Origin of the sequence: Bacillus sp. CGMCC 1.16541, from assembly GCF_003184905.1 — a bacterium.
Lineage (GTDB): Bacteria > Bacillota > Bacilli > Bacillales > Bacillaceae_H > Priestia.
Map to the genome: position 1 here is coordinate 1 of NZ_KZ821208.1, position 16511 is coordinate 16511.

Annotated in this window: 16 protein-coding genes and 2 CRISPR repeat arrays (1 of these 18 running past the window's edge); of the genes, 13 read left to right on the top strand and 3 right to left on the bottom strand. The window is 37.0% G+C overall.

What is annotated here, in order from left to right; genetic code table 11:
- From DIS06_RS20490 to DIS06_RS02900, 3 genes are all read right to left on the bottom strand, one after another.
- Positions 1–343, bottom strand: a 343-nt coding sequence (locus tag DIS06_RS20490) for a hypothetical protein (RefSeq protein WP_239421812.1), incomplete at its 3' end; no start/stop codon positions are given.
- A gap of 381 nt (positions 344–724) precedes the next feature.
- Positions 725–1288 carry a TVP38/TMEM64 family protein gene (locus tag DIS06_RS02895; protein ID WP_110111767.1) on the bottom strand — a complete coding sequence of 188 codons (564 nt, stop codon included), beginning with the start codon at positions 1286–1288 and terminating at the stop codon, positions 725–727.
- A 1-nt stretch (position 1289) separates the two neighbouring features.
- Positions 1290–1874, bottom strand: a complete 585-nt coding sequence (locus DIS06_RS02900) for a class I SAM-dependent methyltransferase (protein ID WP_162595850.1) — start codon at positions 1872–1874, stop codon at positions 1290–1292.
- A gap of 166 nt (positions 1875–2040) precedes the next feature.
- Here DIS06_RS02900 and DIS06_RS02905 point away from each other — a divergent pair, with 166 nt between their 5' ends.
- The 13 genes from DIS06_RS02905 (at position 2041) to cas2 (ending at position 15932) form a co-directional block, all read left to right on the top strand.
- Positions 2041–2730, top strand: coding sequence for a response regulator transcription factor (locus tag DIS06_RS02905; RefSeq protein WP_110111769.1), 690 nt, complete (start codon positions 2041–2043; stop codon positions 2728–2730).
- Positions 2727–4070: a sensor histidine kinase gene (locus DIS06_RS02910; protein ID WP_110111770.1), complete on the top strand. Its 1344-nt coding sequence runs from the start codon at positions 2727–2729 to the stop codon at positions 4068–4070. Before DIS06_RS02905 ends, DIS06_RS02910 begins: the two co-directional genes overlap by 4 nt.
- Positions 4071–4236: 166 nt before the next feature.
- Positions 4237–4671 (top strand): MarR family winged helix-turn-helix transcriptional regulator, encoded by a 435-nt coding sequence (locus DIS06_RS02915; RefSeq protein ID WP_110111771.1) that lies wholly within the window; start codon positions 4237–4239, stop codon positions 4669–4671.
- Between the two features lie 48 nt (positions 4672–4719).
- Entirely contained in the window at positions 4720–5367 is a 648-nt protein-coding gene (locus DIS06_RS02920; protein WP_110111772.1) for an SDR family NAD(P)-dependent oxidoreductase, read from the top strand.
- Between the two features lie 164 nt (positions 5368–5531).
- Complete coding sequence (locus DIS06_RS02925) at positions 5532–5726, top strand: hypothetical protein (protein WP_110111773.1); 195 nt, start codon at positions 5532–5534, stop codon at positions 5724–5726.
- A gap of 147 nt (positions 5727–5873) precedes the next feature.
- Positions 5874–6359, top strand: coding sequence for a hypothetical protein (locus tag DIS06_RS02930; RefSeq protein WP_110111774.1), 486 nt, complete (start codon positions 5874–5876; stop codon positions 6357–6359).
- 244 nt (positions 6360–6603) lie between these two features.
- On the top strand, positions 6604–9030 hold the full coding sequence (cas3, locus tag DIS06_RS02935) for a CRISPR-associated helicase Cas3' (RefSeq protein ID WP_110111775.1): 2427 nt from the start codon (positions 6604–6606) through the stop codon (positions 9028–9030).
- 260 nt (positions 9031–9290) lie between these two features.
- Positions 9291–10048: direct repeats of the CRISPR family, unit length 32 nt; unit sequence GTCGCACTCTATATGAGTGCGTGGATTGAAAT.
- A 439-nt stretch (positions 10049–10487) separates the two neighbouring features.
- Entirely contained in the window at positions 10488–11207 is a 720-nt protein-coding gene (gene cas5c / locus DIS06_RS02940; RefSeq protein ID WP_110111776.1) for a type I-C CRISPR-associated protein Cas5c, read from the top strand.
- Positions 11204–13102 (top strand): type I-C CRISPR-associated protein Cas8c/Csd1, encoded by a 1899-nt coding sequence (cas8c, locus tag DIS06_RS02945; protein WP_110111777.1) that lies wholly within the window; start codon positions 11204–11206, stop codon positions 13100–13102. Before cas5c ends, cas8c begins: the two co-directional genes overlap by 4 nt.
- A gap of 1 nt (position 13103) precedes the next feature.
- Positions 13104–13958, top strand: a complete 855-nt coding sequence (gene cas7c / locus DIS06_RS02950; protein ID WP_110111778.1) for a type I-C CRISPR-associated protein Cas7/Csd2 — start codon at positions 13104–13106, stop codon at positions 13956–13958.
- Positions 13948–14604 (top strand): CRISPR-associated protein Cas4, encoded by a 657-nt coding sequence (gene cas4 / locus DIS06_RS02955; RefSeq protein ID WP_481746837.1) that lies wholly within the window; start codon positions 13948–13950, stop codon positions 14602–14604. The genes cas7c and cas4 overlap by 11 nt, the downstream gene beginning before the upstream one ends.
- The gene (gene cas1c / locus DIS06_RS02960) at positions 14601–15632 is read left to right on the top strand and encodes a type I-C CRISPR-associated endonuclease Cas1c (protein ID WP_110111780.1); all 1032 of its coding nucleotides are present in this window, start codon (positions 14601–14603) and stop codon (positions 15630–15632) included. The genes cas4 and cas1c overlap by 4 nt, the downstream gene beginning before the upstream one ends.
- A 9-nt stretch (positions 15633–15641) precedes the next feature.
- Entirely contained in the window at positions 15642–15932 is a 291-nt protein-coding gene (cas2, locus tag DIS06_RS02965; protein ID WP_110111781.1) for a CRISPR-associated endonuclease Cas2, read from the top strand.
- A 168-nt stretch (positions 15933–16100) separates the two neighbouring features.
- Positions 16101–16511: direct repeats of the CRISPR family, unit length 32 nt; unit sequence GTCGCACTCTATATGGGTGCGTGGATTGAAAT; it runs 147 nt beyond the window's last position.

Sequence of the window (16511 nt, forward strand, 5' to 3'; positions counted from 1 at the left end):
ATAAATCCGAAAAAGTATTAAACTGAAAATTCAAACTATATTTATGCAACGCTAGTGTATTTATATCATTAAAGGAGAGAAAACTGGAGAGCTTTATAAATAAAAAGGAGAAACCAAAATGAAGAGAAAAATAACGATTCACCTCTTTTACCGTATAGGACAAGCTGTGATTTGGGAAGGCTTGTGATAAGGGAGGCGATACCGTGATGAGTACATTTGAAGCGTTGTCGTTAATGTTGGGCTTTGGCATGTTTGTGGTGGCGATTTTGGATTTTAAGGGGAAAGATCGGGATTCTTGAGCGATGGGGGCAAATGGAGTGGAACACACGCTATTTGTCTCCATTTTTAGAACATCATGTAACAATTTAGAAAAGTGATAGAATGATAAGGTAGAAGGTGTCGTTGTGCTGTGCTAAATTGTGTGCAACGTAAAGGAGGATAAAGAATGTCGATCGCAAAAGTAAACGAAACGACTCATAAGCCACCGTTTGATGTGAGAGTGAAGATGAGATTTAAGGGATTACCTGATCGTCATTGGTGACAGGGCATTATGAGTATGTAACGGACACCCGATTTCATGTTTTACCTAAGTGTGTCCATCGTTGGGTTGAGTTATTGGAGCGGTGTGGTGTACAAGACATATGTTTAGAGAAGTGCCTGAAAGAACGTGATGATTGAAAAAAAGCAACGCTCCTGGTAGGAATAGAGCGTTGCTTGTTGAGTGTTATTTGGTTACCGAGTTTCGCTGCTTTTTAACATAGGACATTCCGATAAGCACAATCGTTACCAAGCCAATGACAGAAAAAGTGTGTTCGTTCACTTTTAGAAGTTGATTCATGCTTAGCGCTTCAATGAACACAGCAGGAATTTTTCCAAGTGTGCTGGCGATGGCGAAGGATAGGATGCCCATCGTACTTGTGGACGCTAAAATGGTCACTAAGCCCGAAGGCATAAATGGCAAAAAGCGTAAAGACAGAACCAAGAGGAAAGCTTTTCTTCCGTTCACGTTTTCAAAGCGTTTTACCCACTTCATATACGTGGGTGTTTTCTTTTCCATTAACAGCAACAATCCTTTTCGGTACAGCCAAAAGCTGACGATGGCACCAACTGATTCTCCGATAAAAGAAAGAAGCAATCCTTTTTCGAATCCAAATACGACAATGTTAGCGGTTGTAAGGAAAAAGCTTGGAACAAATGCGAAAATACTAATGAGTATATTAATGAAAATGCTAATAAAAAGAGCTTGTGCAGGAAACTCATTCAGTACTTGAACAATCCATGAAGTCACGTTAAATCACCTTTCGTTGTATCGTTTTTGCCATCGAGACCGTTCCACTCCATACATACGCAGGGGGAACGTTCATGAAGACGTAGCTTACGTTCTTTTTTGTGAAAAACTGATGAAATGTTTGAAATTGCAGTTTTGAATATTGAAACGTCACAAAGGTTCCGTTTGCCTCTTTCAACATCTCTTGAATGGTGGACAGAAGTCGCATCCGCTTTTTCTTTGGAATTGATGTGAAAGGTAGTCCACTTACGATCACATCAGGCACGTAGCCATGTGCGGTCAGGAAGGTTGGTAAATCTTCTGCATCTCCAATAAATAATGCCACATTTTGTTCAGTTTGTATCCACTTTTTTAAGGATTCTTCAAATACGGGATTTTGCTCACAAATAATGAGATGTGTATGTGGATCACGGTGCTTTAAAAGTAATTTTGTGATGGCTCCTGTACCAGCACCAATTTCAACAATGACATTCGGTCTAGATTGACATGCCTCTTTTGCCATTTTAGCAGATAAAAAGGGACTGCTCGGCATAATTGCTCCAATCTCCTGTGGATGTTTGATCATTTCTTTTATAAAAGTAAACATGTTTCTTGCCTCCGTTTTCAATCGTAATGTTTTCATTGTAGGAGACAATTCTTTCAATTTTTCTACAGTAAATCTTAAGCATTTCTTAAAAAACAATCGATTTCTTGCGATTTTCTTTTCAATCATAGACAATACAACCAAACAGATGTGAAAAAGGAGCAAAAGCATGACACGTATTTTACTCGTGGATGACGATAAAGACATTCGTCAGTTACTTACACTTTATCTTCAAAACGAAGGGTACAACATCATCGAGGCAGAAAACGGGGAAGAAGCGATAGAGATGATGAACAAGCATCATCCTGACATTGTTCTTTTAGATGTGATGATGCCGAAAAAAGATGGATTTACAATCGTTCAAGAAATAAGGCAATCAGGGAATGCAGTCCCTGTATTGATGTTGACTGCTCGTCAAGAAGACATGGACCTGATCCAAGGGCTTACGTACGGAGCAGACGATTATATTAAAAAACCATTTAACCCGCTAGAGGTGATCGCCCGTGTAAAAGCAATGCTTCGACGAGTGAATCAATTTCAACTTAGCCAGTCATCGGAAGCCCGTCTAATCGGTCCGTTTGAATTACGAGAAGATGAACGCCTCATTTTAAAAGAGAATGAGCCACTAGCATTAACGAAGCGAGAGTTTGATTTATTATCGCTTCTTTTAACGCAGGCGAAACGTGTGTTTACAGCAGAAGAATTGTACGAGAAAATTTGGCAAGAGGATGCACTGGGTAGTTCAAGCAATGCAGTTATGGTATTGATTCATAAGCTTCGTGAAAAAGTAGAGGAAACACCAAAATCTCCACGCTATATTCAAACGGTGTGGGGAGTAGGATATAAGCTAGAGCCATGAAAAAAATCAATTTAACGATTTGGCTTGGGGTAGCATTGTTCGGTTGTTTTGTGCTTAGTTTTCTCGTGTCGTGGTCACTAACAAGTCAATTTCCGATCGGGAAAGAAACGTCACCTCGTTATTATTATTCGACGTATGAAGAAAGTAAACAGCGAATCGAACAAGACATTCAAACGTATGAAAAAAGCGGTCAGTTAGATGTGGACTATGAGTGGGCCATTTATTCGTCAAGCGGAGAAGCAGTCGATAAAAGTGCACGTTATCCGAACGAATTGACGCCAACTCGGTTTCTATCTAAAGTAGATCCAACGAAACGACAGCCGTCCACTAAACCTGAAGAACGATTGCTTCATTATATGTCTAACATCGCACTTCCAAATGAAAACGAACCCGCATTCTTTTTAGCGATTGAGCGTGAACGCGGTCAATTAAATCGACTGCAAGTAGGAAATGCGAATTGGTACATGTTTTTTTCTGTCGTCGCATTTGTTGGGTTAACGACGCTATTAACTCGCTACATTTCGAAACGATTTAGACGATGGGAACACCATTTGCGTTTACTCAGTCAAGGAAAAGAACAGGCGTTTCAACCAAACGGTGGACCGAAAGAATTTTACCAATTTGAGCGCACGATGCAAGAAGTTGAACATGAGTTATGGACGCTGCGAAAAAAAGAAGCTGCACGTTATCAAGAGAAGATTCGCCTTATTACAAGCCTTTCTCATGACTTGCGAACGCCACTTACGTCGATTCAAGGATATGTACAATGGTTAACCGACCAAAACGACAAGTTATCAAATGAGCAGCGATTAGACTCTCTTCATGTTCTCACTCGTCAAACGGAAAAGCTAGGTGGGCGGATTGAGGAGTTGTTTACACTTGCTAAGTTATCGGATGCCCACTATCCGATTGAGCGAACTGAACTTGATTTGGTGACGTTGTTAAAACAAGTGATCGACACGATTCCTTCCTTTACGTATCGGTACGAAGGCCCTGAACGTCTATTGTTTTCAGGAGATGCGATGCTTCTTGTTCGTCTCATTGAAAACGTCGCAAAAAATGCGTGGAAGCATGGTGAAGGGAACGTGGTGTGGGAACTTCGTGAGAACGAGTATGACATTGAACTTGTTTGCTCGAATGACATTTCACATACGCTATCAAAAGACGAAGTGAATCAGTTTACGGAAATGTTTCACATGTCTGATGAATCCCGTTCTAATGCGGGTTCAGGTATTGGATTGTCGATTGTGCAACAAATTGTCACTCTGCACGGAGGAACGCTTGACGTGAACTCACATGAAAGAAGATTTGTCGTGAACATAAAGTTGCCAAAAAGCTAGGTTTATTCGTGATAATTAGTTGGAAAATCGAGTAGTGTTCTGCTCGATTTTTTGTTTTGGAGTGACTAACACATAAGGTTTGTGGAAAGGAATAGGGAAAGAGATTGTTGACTTCACACGTTGTTCGTGTTAACTTGTATATGCAAATGAAAAGAGGGTTGATTACATGAATGAAGAAGAACAAGTGTTGATTCATTGTCTTTACTTCACTGCAAGTCGCTTTGCTCGAAACATTACAAAATTAGCTGAGCAAACATTTGATGTAGAAGGTGTAGCTCCTTCGTATCTTTACATGATTATGATTGTGAAGTTCCATCCAGAAATCACACAGAAAGACTTGTGTCAAAAGTTATCAATTGCGCCGTCTACGAGTACGAGATTCATTGATAAACTTGAAAAATTAAAGCTAGTCACAAGAAAAACAATTGGTAAACAAACACACATTTCGTTAACGGATGAAGGGGAAAAGGTATATACGCAATTTCGCGTGTCACTAAAAGAACTTTTTACTAGCTATTCAGACGTATTAGGAAAAGAATTTAGTAAAGAGTTAAGCCTTATGCTTCACGAGGCAAGTAATAAGTTAGAGAAAGAAAGCTAAATTTTTTTACTCTTTCACTTGTATATACAAATATGAGGAGGAACAATGATGGTCAATAAAACAGTACTTATTATTGGAGCAGGTCCAGGAATTAGTTTATATACAGGAAAGAAATTTGGAAAAGAAGGGTTTAACGTCGCATTAATGGCACGTAACGAAAAGGCATTACACCAATACGAAACCGAACTGCAACAAGATGGAATCACAGCAAAAGGATTTCAAGGAGACGTGTCGTCAGAACAGTCTTTAAAAGAAGCGATTCAAGAAGTTGTGAAAACGTTCGGTCGTATTGATGTTCTGTTATACAACGCAGCTTCAGGAACACCAGGCAAACCCACAACATTGAGTGCCGATCAATTAATAGAAGACTTCAAAGTGAGCGTAGCGGGAGCTCTTACAAGTGTGAAAGAAGTGTTGCCTTCTATGGAAAAGGGTGCAATTTTACTAACAGGTGGTGGATTGGCTCTTTATCCGTATGCTGATTACGCATCGTTGGCGGTTAGTAAAGCAGGGATCCGTAACTTAGCTTACAGCTTGCATCAAGAGCTTAGTGAAAAAGGCGTGTATGTAGGAACGTTAACAATTAAAGGATTTGTCGAAGAAGGAACCTATTTCTCACCTGACAACATTGCCGAAGCTTTTTACGACATGTACAAAAATCGAACAGAAGTAGAAGTGGTGTTTGAAGAGAAGTGAAAAATTTTAAGTAGATAGTTGTATGTACAAATTTCTAGCGTGATACGGCTTCATCTTCTTTTTGAGCTTGTCATAACAAAAAGAAGATGAAGCGATGATTACCTAGATACAGGAGTTTTTTTATCTTTTGATCCGGTACGCGGGATACTAAGAATCCTATTACAATGAATGTTTATAATTATGTGAATAATAACCCTGTAATGTTTGTTGATCCTGATGGTGAATCATCTATTTCTGCAATGGCCAAAAGAATTGGGAATGCTTTTCTATACGCGATTAAAAAATGGTTGAAAATATATTTCAGTCCATCATCAATTGAAGATGGAGTGATAGATGGCGGCTTATTTTTTGGCGAGTAGTCTTTCTTATAGAAGAACAAGTGGTTAATCAAAATAGAACATAGATGAGAACTCCTCGACTAAGAACAATCGAAGAAACCATGCATGTGACATACCCCTCCACACATATACATGATAAAACCGACTATTTGTAAGGAGTGTGCCTACATGAAAATTTCCCATTTCCGCAAGCTAAATAAAAATGAGCAATATCCGACAACGAAAAAGTATCTCAAGTCTGTTTTTGCTGATGTTGAACAACTAGATGTATACTTTGGATTAAATCGGACTTTCGAGTCGAATAGGGGAATTTCTAACAAGCTCACAGTGAAAGGAAATGTAGTTGCCTCCGTTACGTTTAATCAAGATCGAACTGTTCATCTTTCGTTATTCCCACAATCGACGAACGATTATAAAGATAAAGCAATTGAAGACTTTAATAATCGCATCATAGGTAGGATAAAACACTGGATTGAAGATCAAATGCTAAAGCCTGATACGGCTCTTTTAGGAAATGAAGAATTAATTGTAGAATGGGACGGTAAAAAGCACTTGATTCATATGGAGAGGAAAATATCCTTAAAACCAATGCCAAAGCAGCAATACGTGAGAAGGGAAGTTGCCGATAAGAGTGGAGGACAGTATTTCTCGTGAGTACATGTAGTGGTTGAGAGGTTAACTTTTTTTTAAATAGAATGATAAAAAAGGCGATGTCAAACGTGTAAGAAGTTGGCATCGCTTTAATTGTGTTGTGCTTTATTAAAATATGAGAATTAAAATCTACGTAAGTTATTGTTTATAATTAGAAAATAATGTATATTTTATATAGGTAATTAGACTTACTTGTTGCGTGTGAAATTATATATTATACGAGTGATGAGAAGGAGTTGAGTACTCATTGAACTATATCGCACACATTCGTGAAAGTGATGGATGTATTCAAACGGTTGAAGAGCATTTGTTAGGTGTAAAACAGCTAGCGGAAACATATGGAGAGAAGTTAGGTGTGAAGCATTTAACAGGTCTTGCAGGAATGCTTCATGATTTAGGAAAGTACACGACACAATTTCGAGATTATATCATTGAGGCAGTTGAGAATCCACATTCTCCACCAAAAAGAGGAAGTGTCGATCACTCAACCGCTGGTGGAAGATTTTTATATCAGTTGTTCCATAGTACACCACCTTATGACAAAAATAAGGCTTTAATCGCAGAGGTGGTTGGGAACGCAATTCTTTCTCATCATTCGTACTTACAAGACTTCTTAAGTCCAGATTTGGAATCAAAATATTTATACAGAGTTCGAGATAAGCAAGCACAGGAATTAAATCAATTTGAAACAATCATTCAGCACTTTTATGAACACGTTATGAGAGAAAACGAATTTCAGGAATATGTAAATCAGGCAGCTACTGAGCTAGATATATTTTTAAAAAAGCAATCGTCTAGTCATGATGAAAAAAAATTAATGTTTTTAACGAAGTTTATTTTTAGCACACTGATCGATGCGGATCGCACAAATACGAGATTATTTGAAGAGAATAAAGTAGAAGACATCTCTATAGATGATAAGCAACTATTTCATACATACTATGAGCGTTTAATGAGAAAAATTGATTCTTTTAAGGTAGAAACACCAATTAATCAGTTAAGAGCGAATATGTCTAATCAATGTGATCAGTTTGCAGAAAAACCATCTAGTATATACACACTGTCTATCCCTACAGGTGGTGGGAAAACATTTGCTAGTCTTAGATATGCATTGAAACATGCAACTCTTTATAACAAGAAACACATTATTTATGTTGTACCTTATACGACGATTATTGAACAAAATGCCAATGAAATTAGAAGTGTATTAAAAGATGAAGCAAATATTTTAGAACATCATTCAAATGTTATTGAAGATATAGAAGAAGATGATGAGAAGTTAGACGGTATGATGAACGTAAGTCAAAAGCTAAAGCATGCGAAAGACAATTGGGATGCGCCCATTATTTTGACAACAATGGTTCAATTTTTAAATGTCTTTTATGCAAAAGGAAATCGAAATACTAGAAGGCTTCATAATTTAACGGAAGCGGTTATTATTTTTGATGAAGTACAAAAAGTTCCTGTTTCGTGTGTTTCACTTTTTAATGATGCGCTCAACTTTTTACATACATATGGAAATACAAGTATTGTGCTTTGTACGGCCACTCAGCCGGCCTTAGATTTTGTTGAACATAAATTAGATCTACAGCCAGATCGAGAGATGATAAGTGACTTAGATACAGTAATCGATTCATTTAAACGTGTAGAGCTCATTGATCGAGCGACAAATGAAACATTCAGTAATCATAAACTGGTTGATTTCATTAACGAAAAGAAAGAAAATAGCCAGAGTATATTAGTGATTTTAAATACAAAGTCAGTAGTCAAGGACTTATATGAAAGACTTAATGAGCAAGGATGGGGAATCCCTATTTATCATTTAAGTACGTCTATGTGTGCCGCTCATCGAAATGATATCTTAAGCGAAGTAAGAAATCATTTAGCAAAAGGCAATCCTATCATCTGTGTCAGTACCCAGTTAATTGAAGCTGGTGTTGATGTTAGCTTTGATTGTGTCATACGCTCAATGGCTGGGCTTGATTCAATTGCGCAAGCGTCTGGTCGTTGTAATCGACATGGTGAAAAAGAAATGGGATCTGTTTATATCATTGATCATGAGGAAGAAAACTTAATTCGCTTAAAAGAAATTAAACAAGGAAAGCAAATAGCGCAAGGAATTTTATTAGATTTAAAACAAAATAAAGAGAATCATGGGGGACACCTTTTGTCCAGACAAGCAATGAAGTTCTTTTTCAAACGATATTATACTTCATTCGCACTTGATTTAGATTATTTCATCCCGAAGTTGGAAAAAACAATGATTGCACTATTGACCGAAACAAAATATAACCATAGCTACTACAAAGCACTGTATCAAAAAGAAGGGAAACAATTGCCGCTCTTTTTAGCGAATAGTTATAAGACAGCAGCGGATTATTTTGAGGTCATTGCCAACCATACTAAATCTGTAATCGTTCCATACGGAGAAGGAAAAGATATCATTGCTGAATTAAACAGCCAAAGAACCATTGCTGAACTTTCAAAACTATTAAAAAGAGCACAACAATATACAATTAATATTTACCAACACGAATTTCAACATCTATCTCAGCAAGACGGAATTGTAAGTTATCTAGATGGCAACCTTCTTGTTTTAAAAGAAGGATCATACAGTAAAGAATATGGATTGAATTTAGAAAGTGATAGTGTAATGGAATTAAACTTTTTTTAAGTAGAGTAATCTGTTGAGTACGGAAGATAAAACTTGTTGTAATACAGGAAAGTGATTAGTCTATGAAGAAATGTACTTTATAGACTAGTGGGTGCGAATGTGAAGTGCACATCATTTTCTAGGGACATTCGCACCTCATGATTTGTAAATAATTGTCGAGTAATCTTCATTTGAACATTTTGTTCTTTACTTTAGTAAAGAAAATAGTGGTTTATAGGTGAAAGTATGTACTATGAGCCTATTTTTATCGATAAATCGCTGTCGCACTCTATATGAGTGCGTGGATTGAAATATTGTGGTCAAAATGTTGATATAAAAGGGTTTTGTCGCACTCTATATGAGTGCGTGGATTGAAATAATTACTTTTGCCATTAGCTGGTGCTATTGTGGCTGGTCGCACTCTATATGAGTGCGTGGATTGAAATCTTTGGATACTCCATCTAATTATAAACTGCCTAGTCGCACTCTATATGAGTGCGTGGATTGAAATAAAACTCCCGTTACTTTCTAATAAATCCCAATATAAGTCGCACTCTATATGAGTGCGTGGATTGAAATAAGAGCATTAACTGATGATGCTGAGGGGCTTAAAGTCGCACTCTATATGAGTGCGTGGATTGAAATAGATGTTTACTGATATGTTTCGTATGTTTACACGGTCGCACTCTATATGAGTGCGTGGATTGAAATTAACCTTTTATCATCATCGTTTTTTCATCGGAAGTCGCACTCTATATGAGTGCGTGGATTGAAATTTTTCCTTGTTACTCAAAAAACTTTTAGGAAAAGTCGCACTCTATATGAGTGCGTGGATTGAAATATTTCGTTGTACGATTGGTTTATCGCCTGGTCAAGTCGCACTCTATATGAGTGCGTGGATTGAAATCCAACTAGATAATGCAGATGTGAGATACTTATTGGTCGCACTCTATATGAGTGCGTGGATTGAAATCTTCAACTGTCTTTGAGCGCACCGCCTCATATCCGTCGCACTCTATATGAGTGCGCGGATTGGAATTTTGACTATTACAATCTGTTCAGGTTTGATTGAGGTTGGTACATAAGTTAATAAAACTAAAAAAGAACGTGTATATGCAACAGCCCGTGCTGTTGTGGGCTGAGCTAAACAGGGGTGCTCTTTATCCCTTTTGGCCCAGCCCTAGTCGAATCATTTATAATCAAACCTCTATCCTTTTAGTGGTGTGTTCCATTTTTACAAAAAGACACCCGATCATTTCAAGTTGTTTGTACAACGATGATCGGGTGTCTTTTTTGATTCAGTTAATCATATACTATATTTTTCAATCCGCACTTAGGTAAGTGACAATTTATTATAGCATATTCTTAAAAGTTAACAAAAAATTCATATAATATATTATTAAAAATATTTACAAAATAAATGGTAAAATGATACCGTTATTATGGTAATATTTTCATATAGAGGAAAGGAGGATACGATGAGAAATTCAATTGAATTTGAAGTTTTCGGTAACTATGCATTGTTTACTGATCCGCTCACAAAGATGGGTGGAGAAAAGCATTCATACCATGTTCCTACTTATCAAGCGTTAAAAGGAATTGTAGAAAGCATATATTGGAAACCAACACTATTAATGGTAGTTGATGCAATTCGCGTCATGAAATCGATTCGCATGGAATCAAAAGGGATTAGGCCCATTGATTACAGTGGAAGAAATACACTTGCCAATTATACCTATCTAAAAGATGTGCATTATCAAGTAAAGGCACATTTCATCTTTAATCCACATCGACCTGAGATGGCGTTTGATCGGAATGAACACAAACACCACAATATCTTAAAGCGTTCTTTAAAAATGGGTGGAAGGCGAGATATCTTCTTAGGAACAAGAGAGTGTCAAGGATATGTTGAGCCTTGTGTATTTGGAGAAGGTGAAAGCTTTTACGATGGATATGGAGAACTACATTTAGGCACAATGGTTCATGGGATTAATTATCCTGACGAAACAGGTCGTGATCAAATGGAAGTACGATTATGGACCCCGGTAATGAAAGATGGTGTCATTGAATTTATTCGTCCTGATGAATGCACACAAGTTAGAACGATTAGGGATATGTCAGTTAAGAATTTTGATCACACAAATGTAGAGTCAGTGGATGAGACATTTCTTGTAACAGAAATGGAGATGAATCAATGAGTTGGCTGTTAAACCTTTATGAAACGTATGAAGCGAATATTGAACAAGTAGGAAAAGTAGAAAAGAAAAGAAATGGCCAAGAATATACATTACTCCCCATTTCTCATACAACTCAAACTGCACATATTCAGGTGAATGTAACGGAAGATGGAGAGTTTCATTCGGCTTTTGTCATCGATAAAGGTGAAGGAAACACACTTATTCCGTGTACAGAAGAATCATCTAGTCGAGCAGGGTCTAAAATTGCCCCTTATCCGCTGCATGATAAATTAAGCTATGTTGCAGGTGATTTTGTAACATATGGTGGAAAAATAAAAAAAGAAGAGCCTTTTCATTATTATATAAAGAATTTGCGTGACTGGGCGCAATCCCCATACGCTACGGGTAAAGTAAAAAGTATCTATACGTACCTAAAAAAAGAGTCTCTAGTAAAAGATTTGGTTAAGGCAAATATACTAGCTTTAGATGAAAATGATGAACTTATCGAGAAATGGCAAACTAAATATGATTCTTTGTATCATCAAAAGCCAGCAATCTTTTCGGTTATCGCAAGTGATCAAGAAAGCGCTTTCGTTCGATTTAATGTTTATTCACCAACAAAAATTTTAAGAGACGTATGGGCAGACCAAGAAATGTTTGAATCGTTTGTTAGCTATTATCAAAATCAATTAGGCGATCAAGATTTATGCTTTGTAACAGGAAAGCGCGTACCTAGTACTGATAAACATGCGAATAAAATTAGGCACGCCGGAGATAAAGCTAAGTTAATATCAGCAAATGATACAAGTGGTTTCACATTTAGAGGACGTTTTCAAATTAGTAAAGAAGTAGCAAGTATTGGCTACGATGTATCACAAAAAGCCCATAATGCGTTAAAGTGGCTCATTCAACGTCAAGGGAAAGTGATGGATCAACGTGTATTTCTTGTATGGCAAAACGATGCAGAGGACATTCCAGACCCGTTAGATGATTCGTTTGCACTAGATGTTTCTACTATTCAAAAACAAGCGTTTACACATCAAGAGTTTGCGAGAGAAGTAGCGAAAGCGTTAGATGGTTATAAAGGTGACTTAACGTTGATTAATAAAAAAGAAGTAAACATTCTTATTCTGGATTCTGCAACAACTGGAAGAATGGCGGTTCTTTACTATCGTTATATGAACAAAGAACTTTATTTAAATCGCTTGAAGTCATGGTATTCATCTTGTATTTGGCAACATCGCTATCGGAAAGATGAAAACGATCGATATATTGAATTTATCGGAGCGCCATCTCCTAAAGACATTGCGTTCGCTGCATATGGTACAAGAGCGAGTGATAAAGTTGTGAAAGGTTTGGTAGAGCGAATTTTACCTTGTATTCTTGATGATAAAAAAATTCCGTTAGATATTGTTAGGAGTGCCATCCAGCGTGCTTCAAGCCCAGTTTCAATGGAGAGATGGGAGTGGGAAAAAACATTAAGTGTCACATGTTCTTTAATCAATAAAGAGGAGGGGTATGAAGTGTCGTTAGATAAAGAAAATCTAAATCGTGACTACCTGTTTGGAAGATTACTAGCTATTGCAGATGTACTTGAAAGACAAGCTCTAGGAAAAGAAGAAACACGCGCAACAAATGCCATTCGTTATATGAATTCATTTTCTAAGCACCCTGCTCGAACGTGGAAAACGATTCAAGATGCTTTGCAACCTTATCAAGCAAAGTTAGGCACAAAATCTCGCTATTTATCTAGTTTAATTGATGAGGTAGCGTCGCACATTCAATTTGATGATTTTAATAATAAACCGTTATCAGGAAAGTATTTGCTGGGTTTTTATAGTCAACGATATGATCTTTATCAAAAGAAAGAGAAAAGCGCAGAAGTAGAAGTTTTAATAAACGAAGGAGGAAAATAACATGTCGATTCTAGATTATAAGATTGATTTTGCAGTTGTTTTAACAGTAACGAAAGCAAATCCAAATGGTGATCCGCTAAATGGTAATCGCCCGCGTCAAAACTATGATGGATATGGAGAAATTTCAGATGTAGCTATTAAGCGTAAGATTCGTAACCGTCTTCAAGATATGGGTGAGTCCATTTTTGTTCAGTCAAATGATCGCAATGTAGATGAGTTTAGAAGTTTGAGAGAGCGTGTAGAAGGTAACGAATTATTAGGTAAAATGTTTAAAGCAAAAGAAATTTCAAATGAAGAATTTGCAGCAGTTGCTTGTCGAGAATGGTTAGATGTTAGAAGTTTTGGTCAAGTATTTGCTTTTAAAGGAGCGAAAACTGGTGTACCAGTCGGTGTAAGAGGTCCTGTATCGATTCATACAGCTACGAGTATTGATCCAATTGATATTACGAGCATGCAAATTACAAAAAGTGTTAATTCAGAGCCTGGTAAAGAAAAAGGATCTGATACGATGGGGATGAAGCACCGTGTTGATTTTGGAACATATGTGTTTTATGGAAGTATTAATACTCAGTTAGCTGAAAAAACTGGGTTTTCAATTGAAGATGCACAAAAGTTAAAGCAAGCATTAATTACACTATTTGAAAATGATTCATCTGCTGCACGTCCTGATGGAAGTATGGAAGTCAATAAAGTAGTTTGGTGGGAGCATTCCACAAAATTAGGTCAATATTCTTCTGCAAAAGTACACCGTTCGTTAAAGATTGAGTCGGTAGAGGAACCAAAATCTTTTGAGGACTATATTATTGAAGTCCAAGAATTAGAAGGCTTAAAGGTCGAAGTAATTGATGGTCAATAACGAAGATTATTATTTGATGCTTTCGGGCATTCAACATTTTGAATTTTGTCGAAGGCAATGGGCGCTCATTCATATTGAACAAGAATGGGCTGAGAATACAAAAACAGTTGAAGGTCAATACCTCCATAAAAAAGCAGATCAACCATTCGTTCGTGAAAAGCGGGGAAATAAGTTGACGGTTAGAGCGATGCCTGTAAAATCAAATGAGTTACAAATTTCAGGTATATGCGATGTTGTGGAGTTTGTAAGGGATGATAAAGGTGTAGAATTACATGGTGAAGAGGGAAAGTATAGAGTGTATCCTGTTGAATATAAGCGAGGAAAGCCTAAGACAGATGATGAGGATATTATGCAATTAGTAGCTCAGGCAATGTGTTTGGAAGAAATGTTACTTTGTGAAGTAAATACTGGATACATTTTTTATAATGAGATCAAACATAGAATTGAAGTATCAATCTCACCTGAGCAAAAGACAAAAGTAAAACGTGTTGTGTCAGAAATGAGAGATTACTATGATCGTCGATACACTCCAAAAGTAAAGACAGGAACGTTTTGCAAGAGTTGTTCTCTTGAACATATTTGCTTACCAACCTTGATGAATAAGCAATCGGTAAGGCGCTATATCGAAGGGAGAATAGCGGAGTGAAAAAACTGTTGAATACGTTATTCGTCACACAACCTGATGTTTACCTATCATTAGATGGAGACAATGTTGTTCTTTTAAAAGAAGAAGAAAAGTTAGGTAGGCTTCCTCTTCATAATTTAGAATCGATTGTTTCATTTGGATACACAGGAGCAAGTCCAGCGTTGATGGGATATTGTGCAGAGCGAAATATTTCAATCGTATTTTTAAAAATGAATGGCCGTTTTCTTGCAAGAGTTTCGGGTGAGACAAAAGGAAATGTCACATTAAGAAAAACACAATATCGCATCTCTGATGATGAAGTGAAATCAGCAAAAATTGCCCGTAATTTTATCATTGGTAAAGTATACAACAATAAATGGGTTGTTGAACGAATGACAAGGGATTACCCAATGAGAATTGATGTATCTAAATTTAAAGAAACCTCAAAACATTTATCGAGTCTATTAATGGAAATTCGAGAGTGTGAGGACTTAGAAAGATTAAGAGGTTTAGAGGGACAAGCGGCACTTAGTTACAACAAATTGTTTAATGATATGATTCTTCAACAAAAAGAGGATTTTTATTTTCATACTCGCTCCCGAAGGCCTCCTTTAGATAATGTAAATGCGTTACTGTCGTTTGCATATACACTTCTAGCTAAAGATGTAGCAGCCGCACTAGAAGGAGTGGGACTAGATGCATACGTAGGATTTTTACACCGAGATCGTCCAGGTAGAATTTCTCTAGCTTTAGATATGATGGAAGAATTAAGAGGGATCTATGCAGATAAGTTTGTGTTATCACTAATAAATAAAAAAGTGATCAACTCTAACGACTTTATAAAAAAAGAAAACGGTGCGGTCATTATGTCTGATGAAGCACGAAAAAAGTTTTTAACCTCTTGGCAAAGTAAGAAACAAGAAAAAATTACTCATCCTTACTTAGGTGAGAAAATCACGTGGGGATTAGTGCCTCATGCCCAAGCTTTGTTGCTTGCTCGTTATTTACGCCATGACTTAGACGAATACCCACCGTTTTTGTGGAAGTAGGTGGATAAGTTGCTGGTATTAATTACATATGATGTAAACACAACGAGTAGTAGTGGACAGAAACGATTACGCAAAGTGGCTAAAGTGTGTCAAAACTATGGTCAACGAGTACAAAACTCTGTCTTCGAATGTGTAGTAGATACTACGCAATTTACATCTCTAAAGCTACAATTATCAAGTATAATTGATGAGAACACTGACAGTCTTAGATTTTATCAACTTGGAAATAATTATAAAAATAAAGTCAGTCATATTGGATCAAAAAAATCAATTGATATAGAAGCGCCATTAATTTTTTAGTGCGAATATAAAGCGCACATGATTTACTAAGGGTATTCGCACCTCATAATTAGAAGAAATTTGTCGATTAATCTTTTGTCAAATACTTTGTTCTTTACTATTGTAAAGAAAATAGCGAAAACTTAGATGTAAATATCAAACCTACCCGATATTTACCTGAAAATCGCTGTCGCACTCTATATGGGTGCGTGGATTGAAATCCGTGAATAGTTCCAATTGAACTGGCTGATAAGCGTCGCACTCTATATGGGTGCGTGGATTGAAATTTCAAAAGGTCATCATAGTTAGGCAGTTTATAATTGTCGCACTCTATATGGGTGCGTGGATTGAAATGTCAAGGTTATTACGGTGGGCGAACTGAAGTATGTCGCACTCTATATGGGTGCGTGGATTGAAATCTTTTGATTACTCATTTTACTATTGTTACAATCGTCGCACTCTATATGGGTGCGTGGATTGAAATTCCTTTTACGATTGACGGTGCAGGTCTAGCTCTAGTCGCACTCTATATGGGTGCGTGGATTGAAATCCAATCGCACATGTCTTCTTCGTCTTCAATTTCTGTCGCACTCTATATGG

Bases quoted from the DNA above. Each gene is read 5' to 3' on its own strand.
- DIS06_RS02900 (WP_162595850.1), bottom strand. From the start codon at position 1,874: ATGTTTACTTTTATAAAAGAAATGATCAAACATCCACAGGAGATTGGA.
- DIS06_RS02905 (WP_110111769.1), top strand. From the start codon at position 2,041: ATGACACGTATTTTACTCGTGGATGACGATAAAGACATTCGTCAGTTA.
- DIS06_RS02910 (WP_110111770.1), top strand. From the start codon at position 2,727: ATGAAAAAAATCAATTTAACGATTTGGCTTGGGGTAGCATTGTTCGGT.
- DIS06_RS02915 (WP_110111771.1), top strand. From the start codon at position 4,237: ATGAATGAAGAAGAACAAGTGTTGATTCATTGTCTTTACTTCACTGCA.
- DIS06_RS02920 (WP_110111772.1), top strand. From the start codon at position 4,720: ATGGTCAATAAAACAGTACTTATTATTGGAGCAGGTCCAGGAATTAGT.
- DIS06_RS02925 (WP_110111773.1), top strand. From the start codon at position 5,532: ATGAATGTTTATAATTATGTGAATAATAACCCTGTAATGTTTGTTGAT.
- DIS06_RS02930 (WP_110111774.1), top strand. From the start codon at position 5,874: ATGAAAATTTCCCATTTCCGCAAGCTAAATAAAAATGAGCAATATCCG.
- cas5c (WP_110111776.1), top strand. From the start codon at position 10,488: ATGAGAAATTCAATTGAATTTGAAGTTTTCGGTAACTATGCATTGTTT.
- cas8c (WP_110111777.1), top strand. From the start codon at position 11,204: ATGAGTTGGCTGTTAAACCTTTATGAAACGTATGAAGCGAATATTGAA.
- cas7c (WP_110111778.1), top strand. From the start codon at position 13,104: ATGTCGATTCTAGATTATAAGATTGATTTTGCAGTTGTTTTAACAGTA.
- cas4 (WP_481746837.1), top strand. From the start codon at position 13,948: ATGGTCAATAACGAAGATTATTATTTGATGCTTTCGGGCATTCAACAT.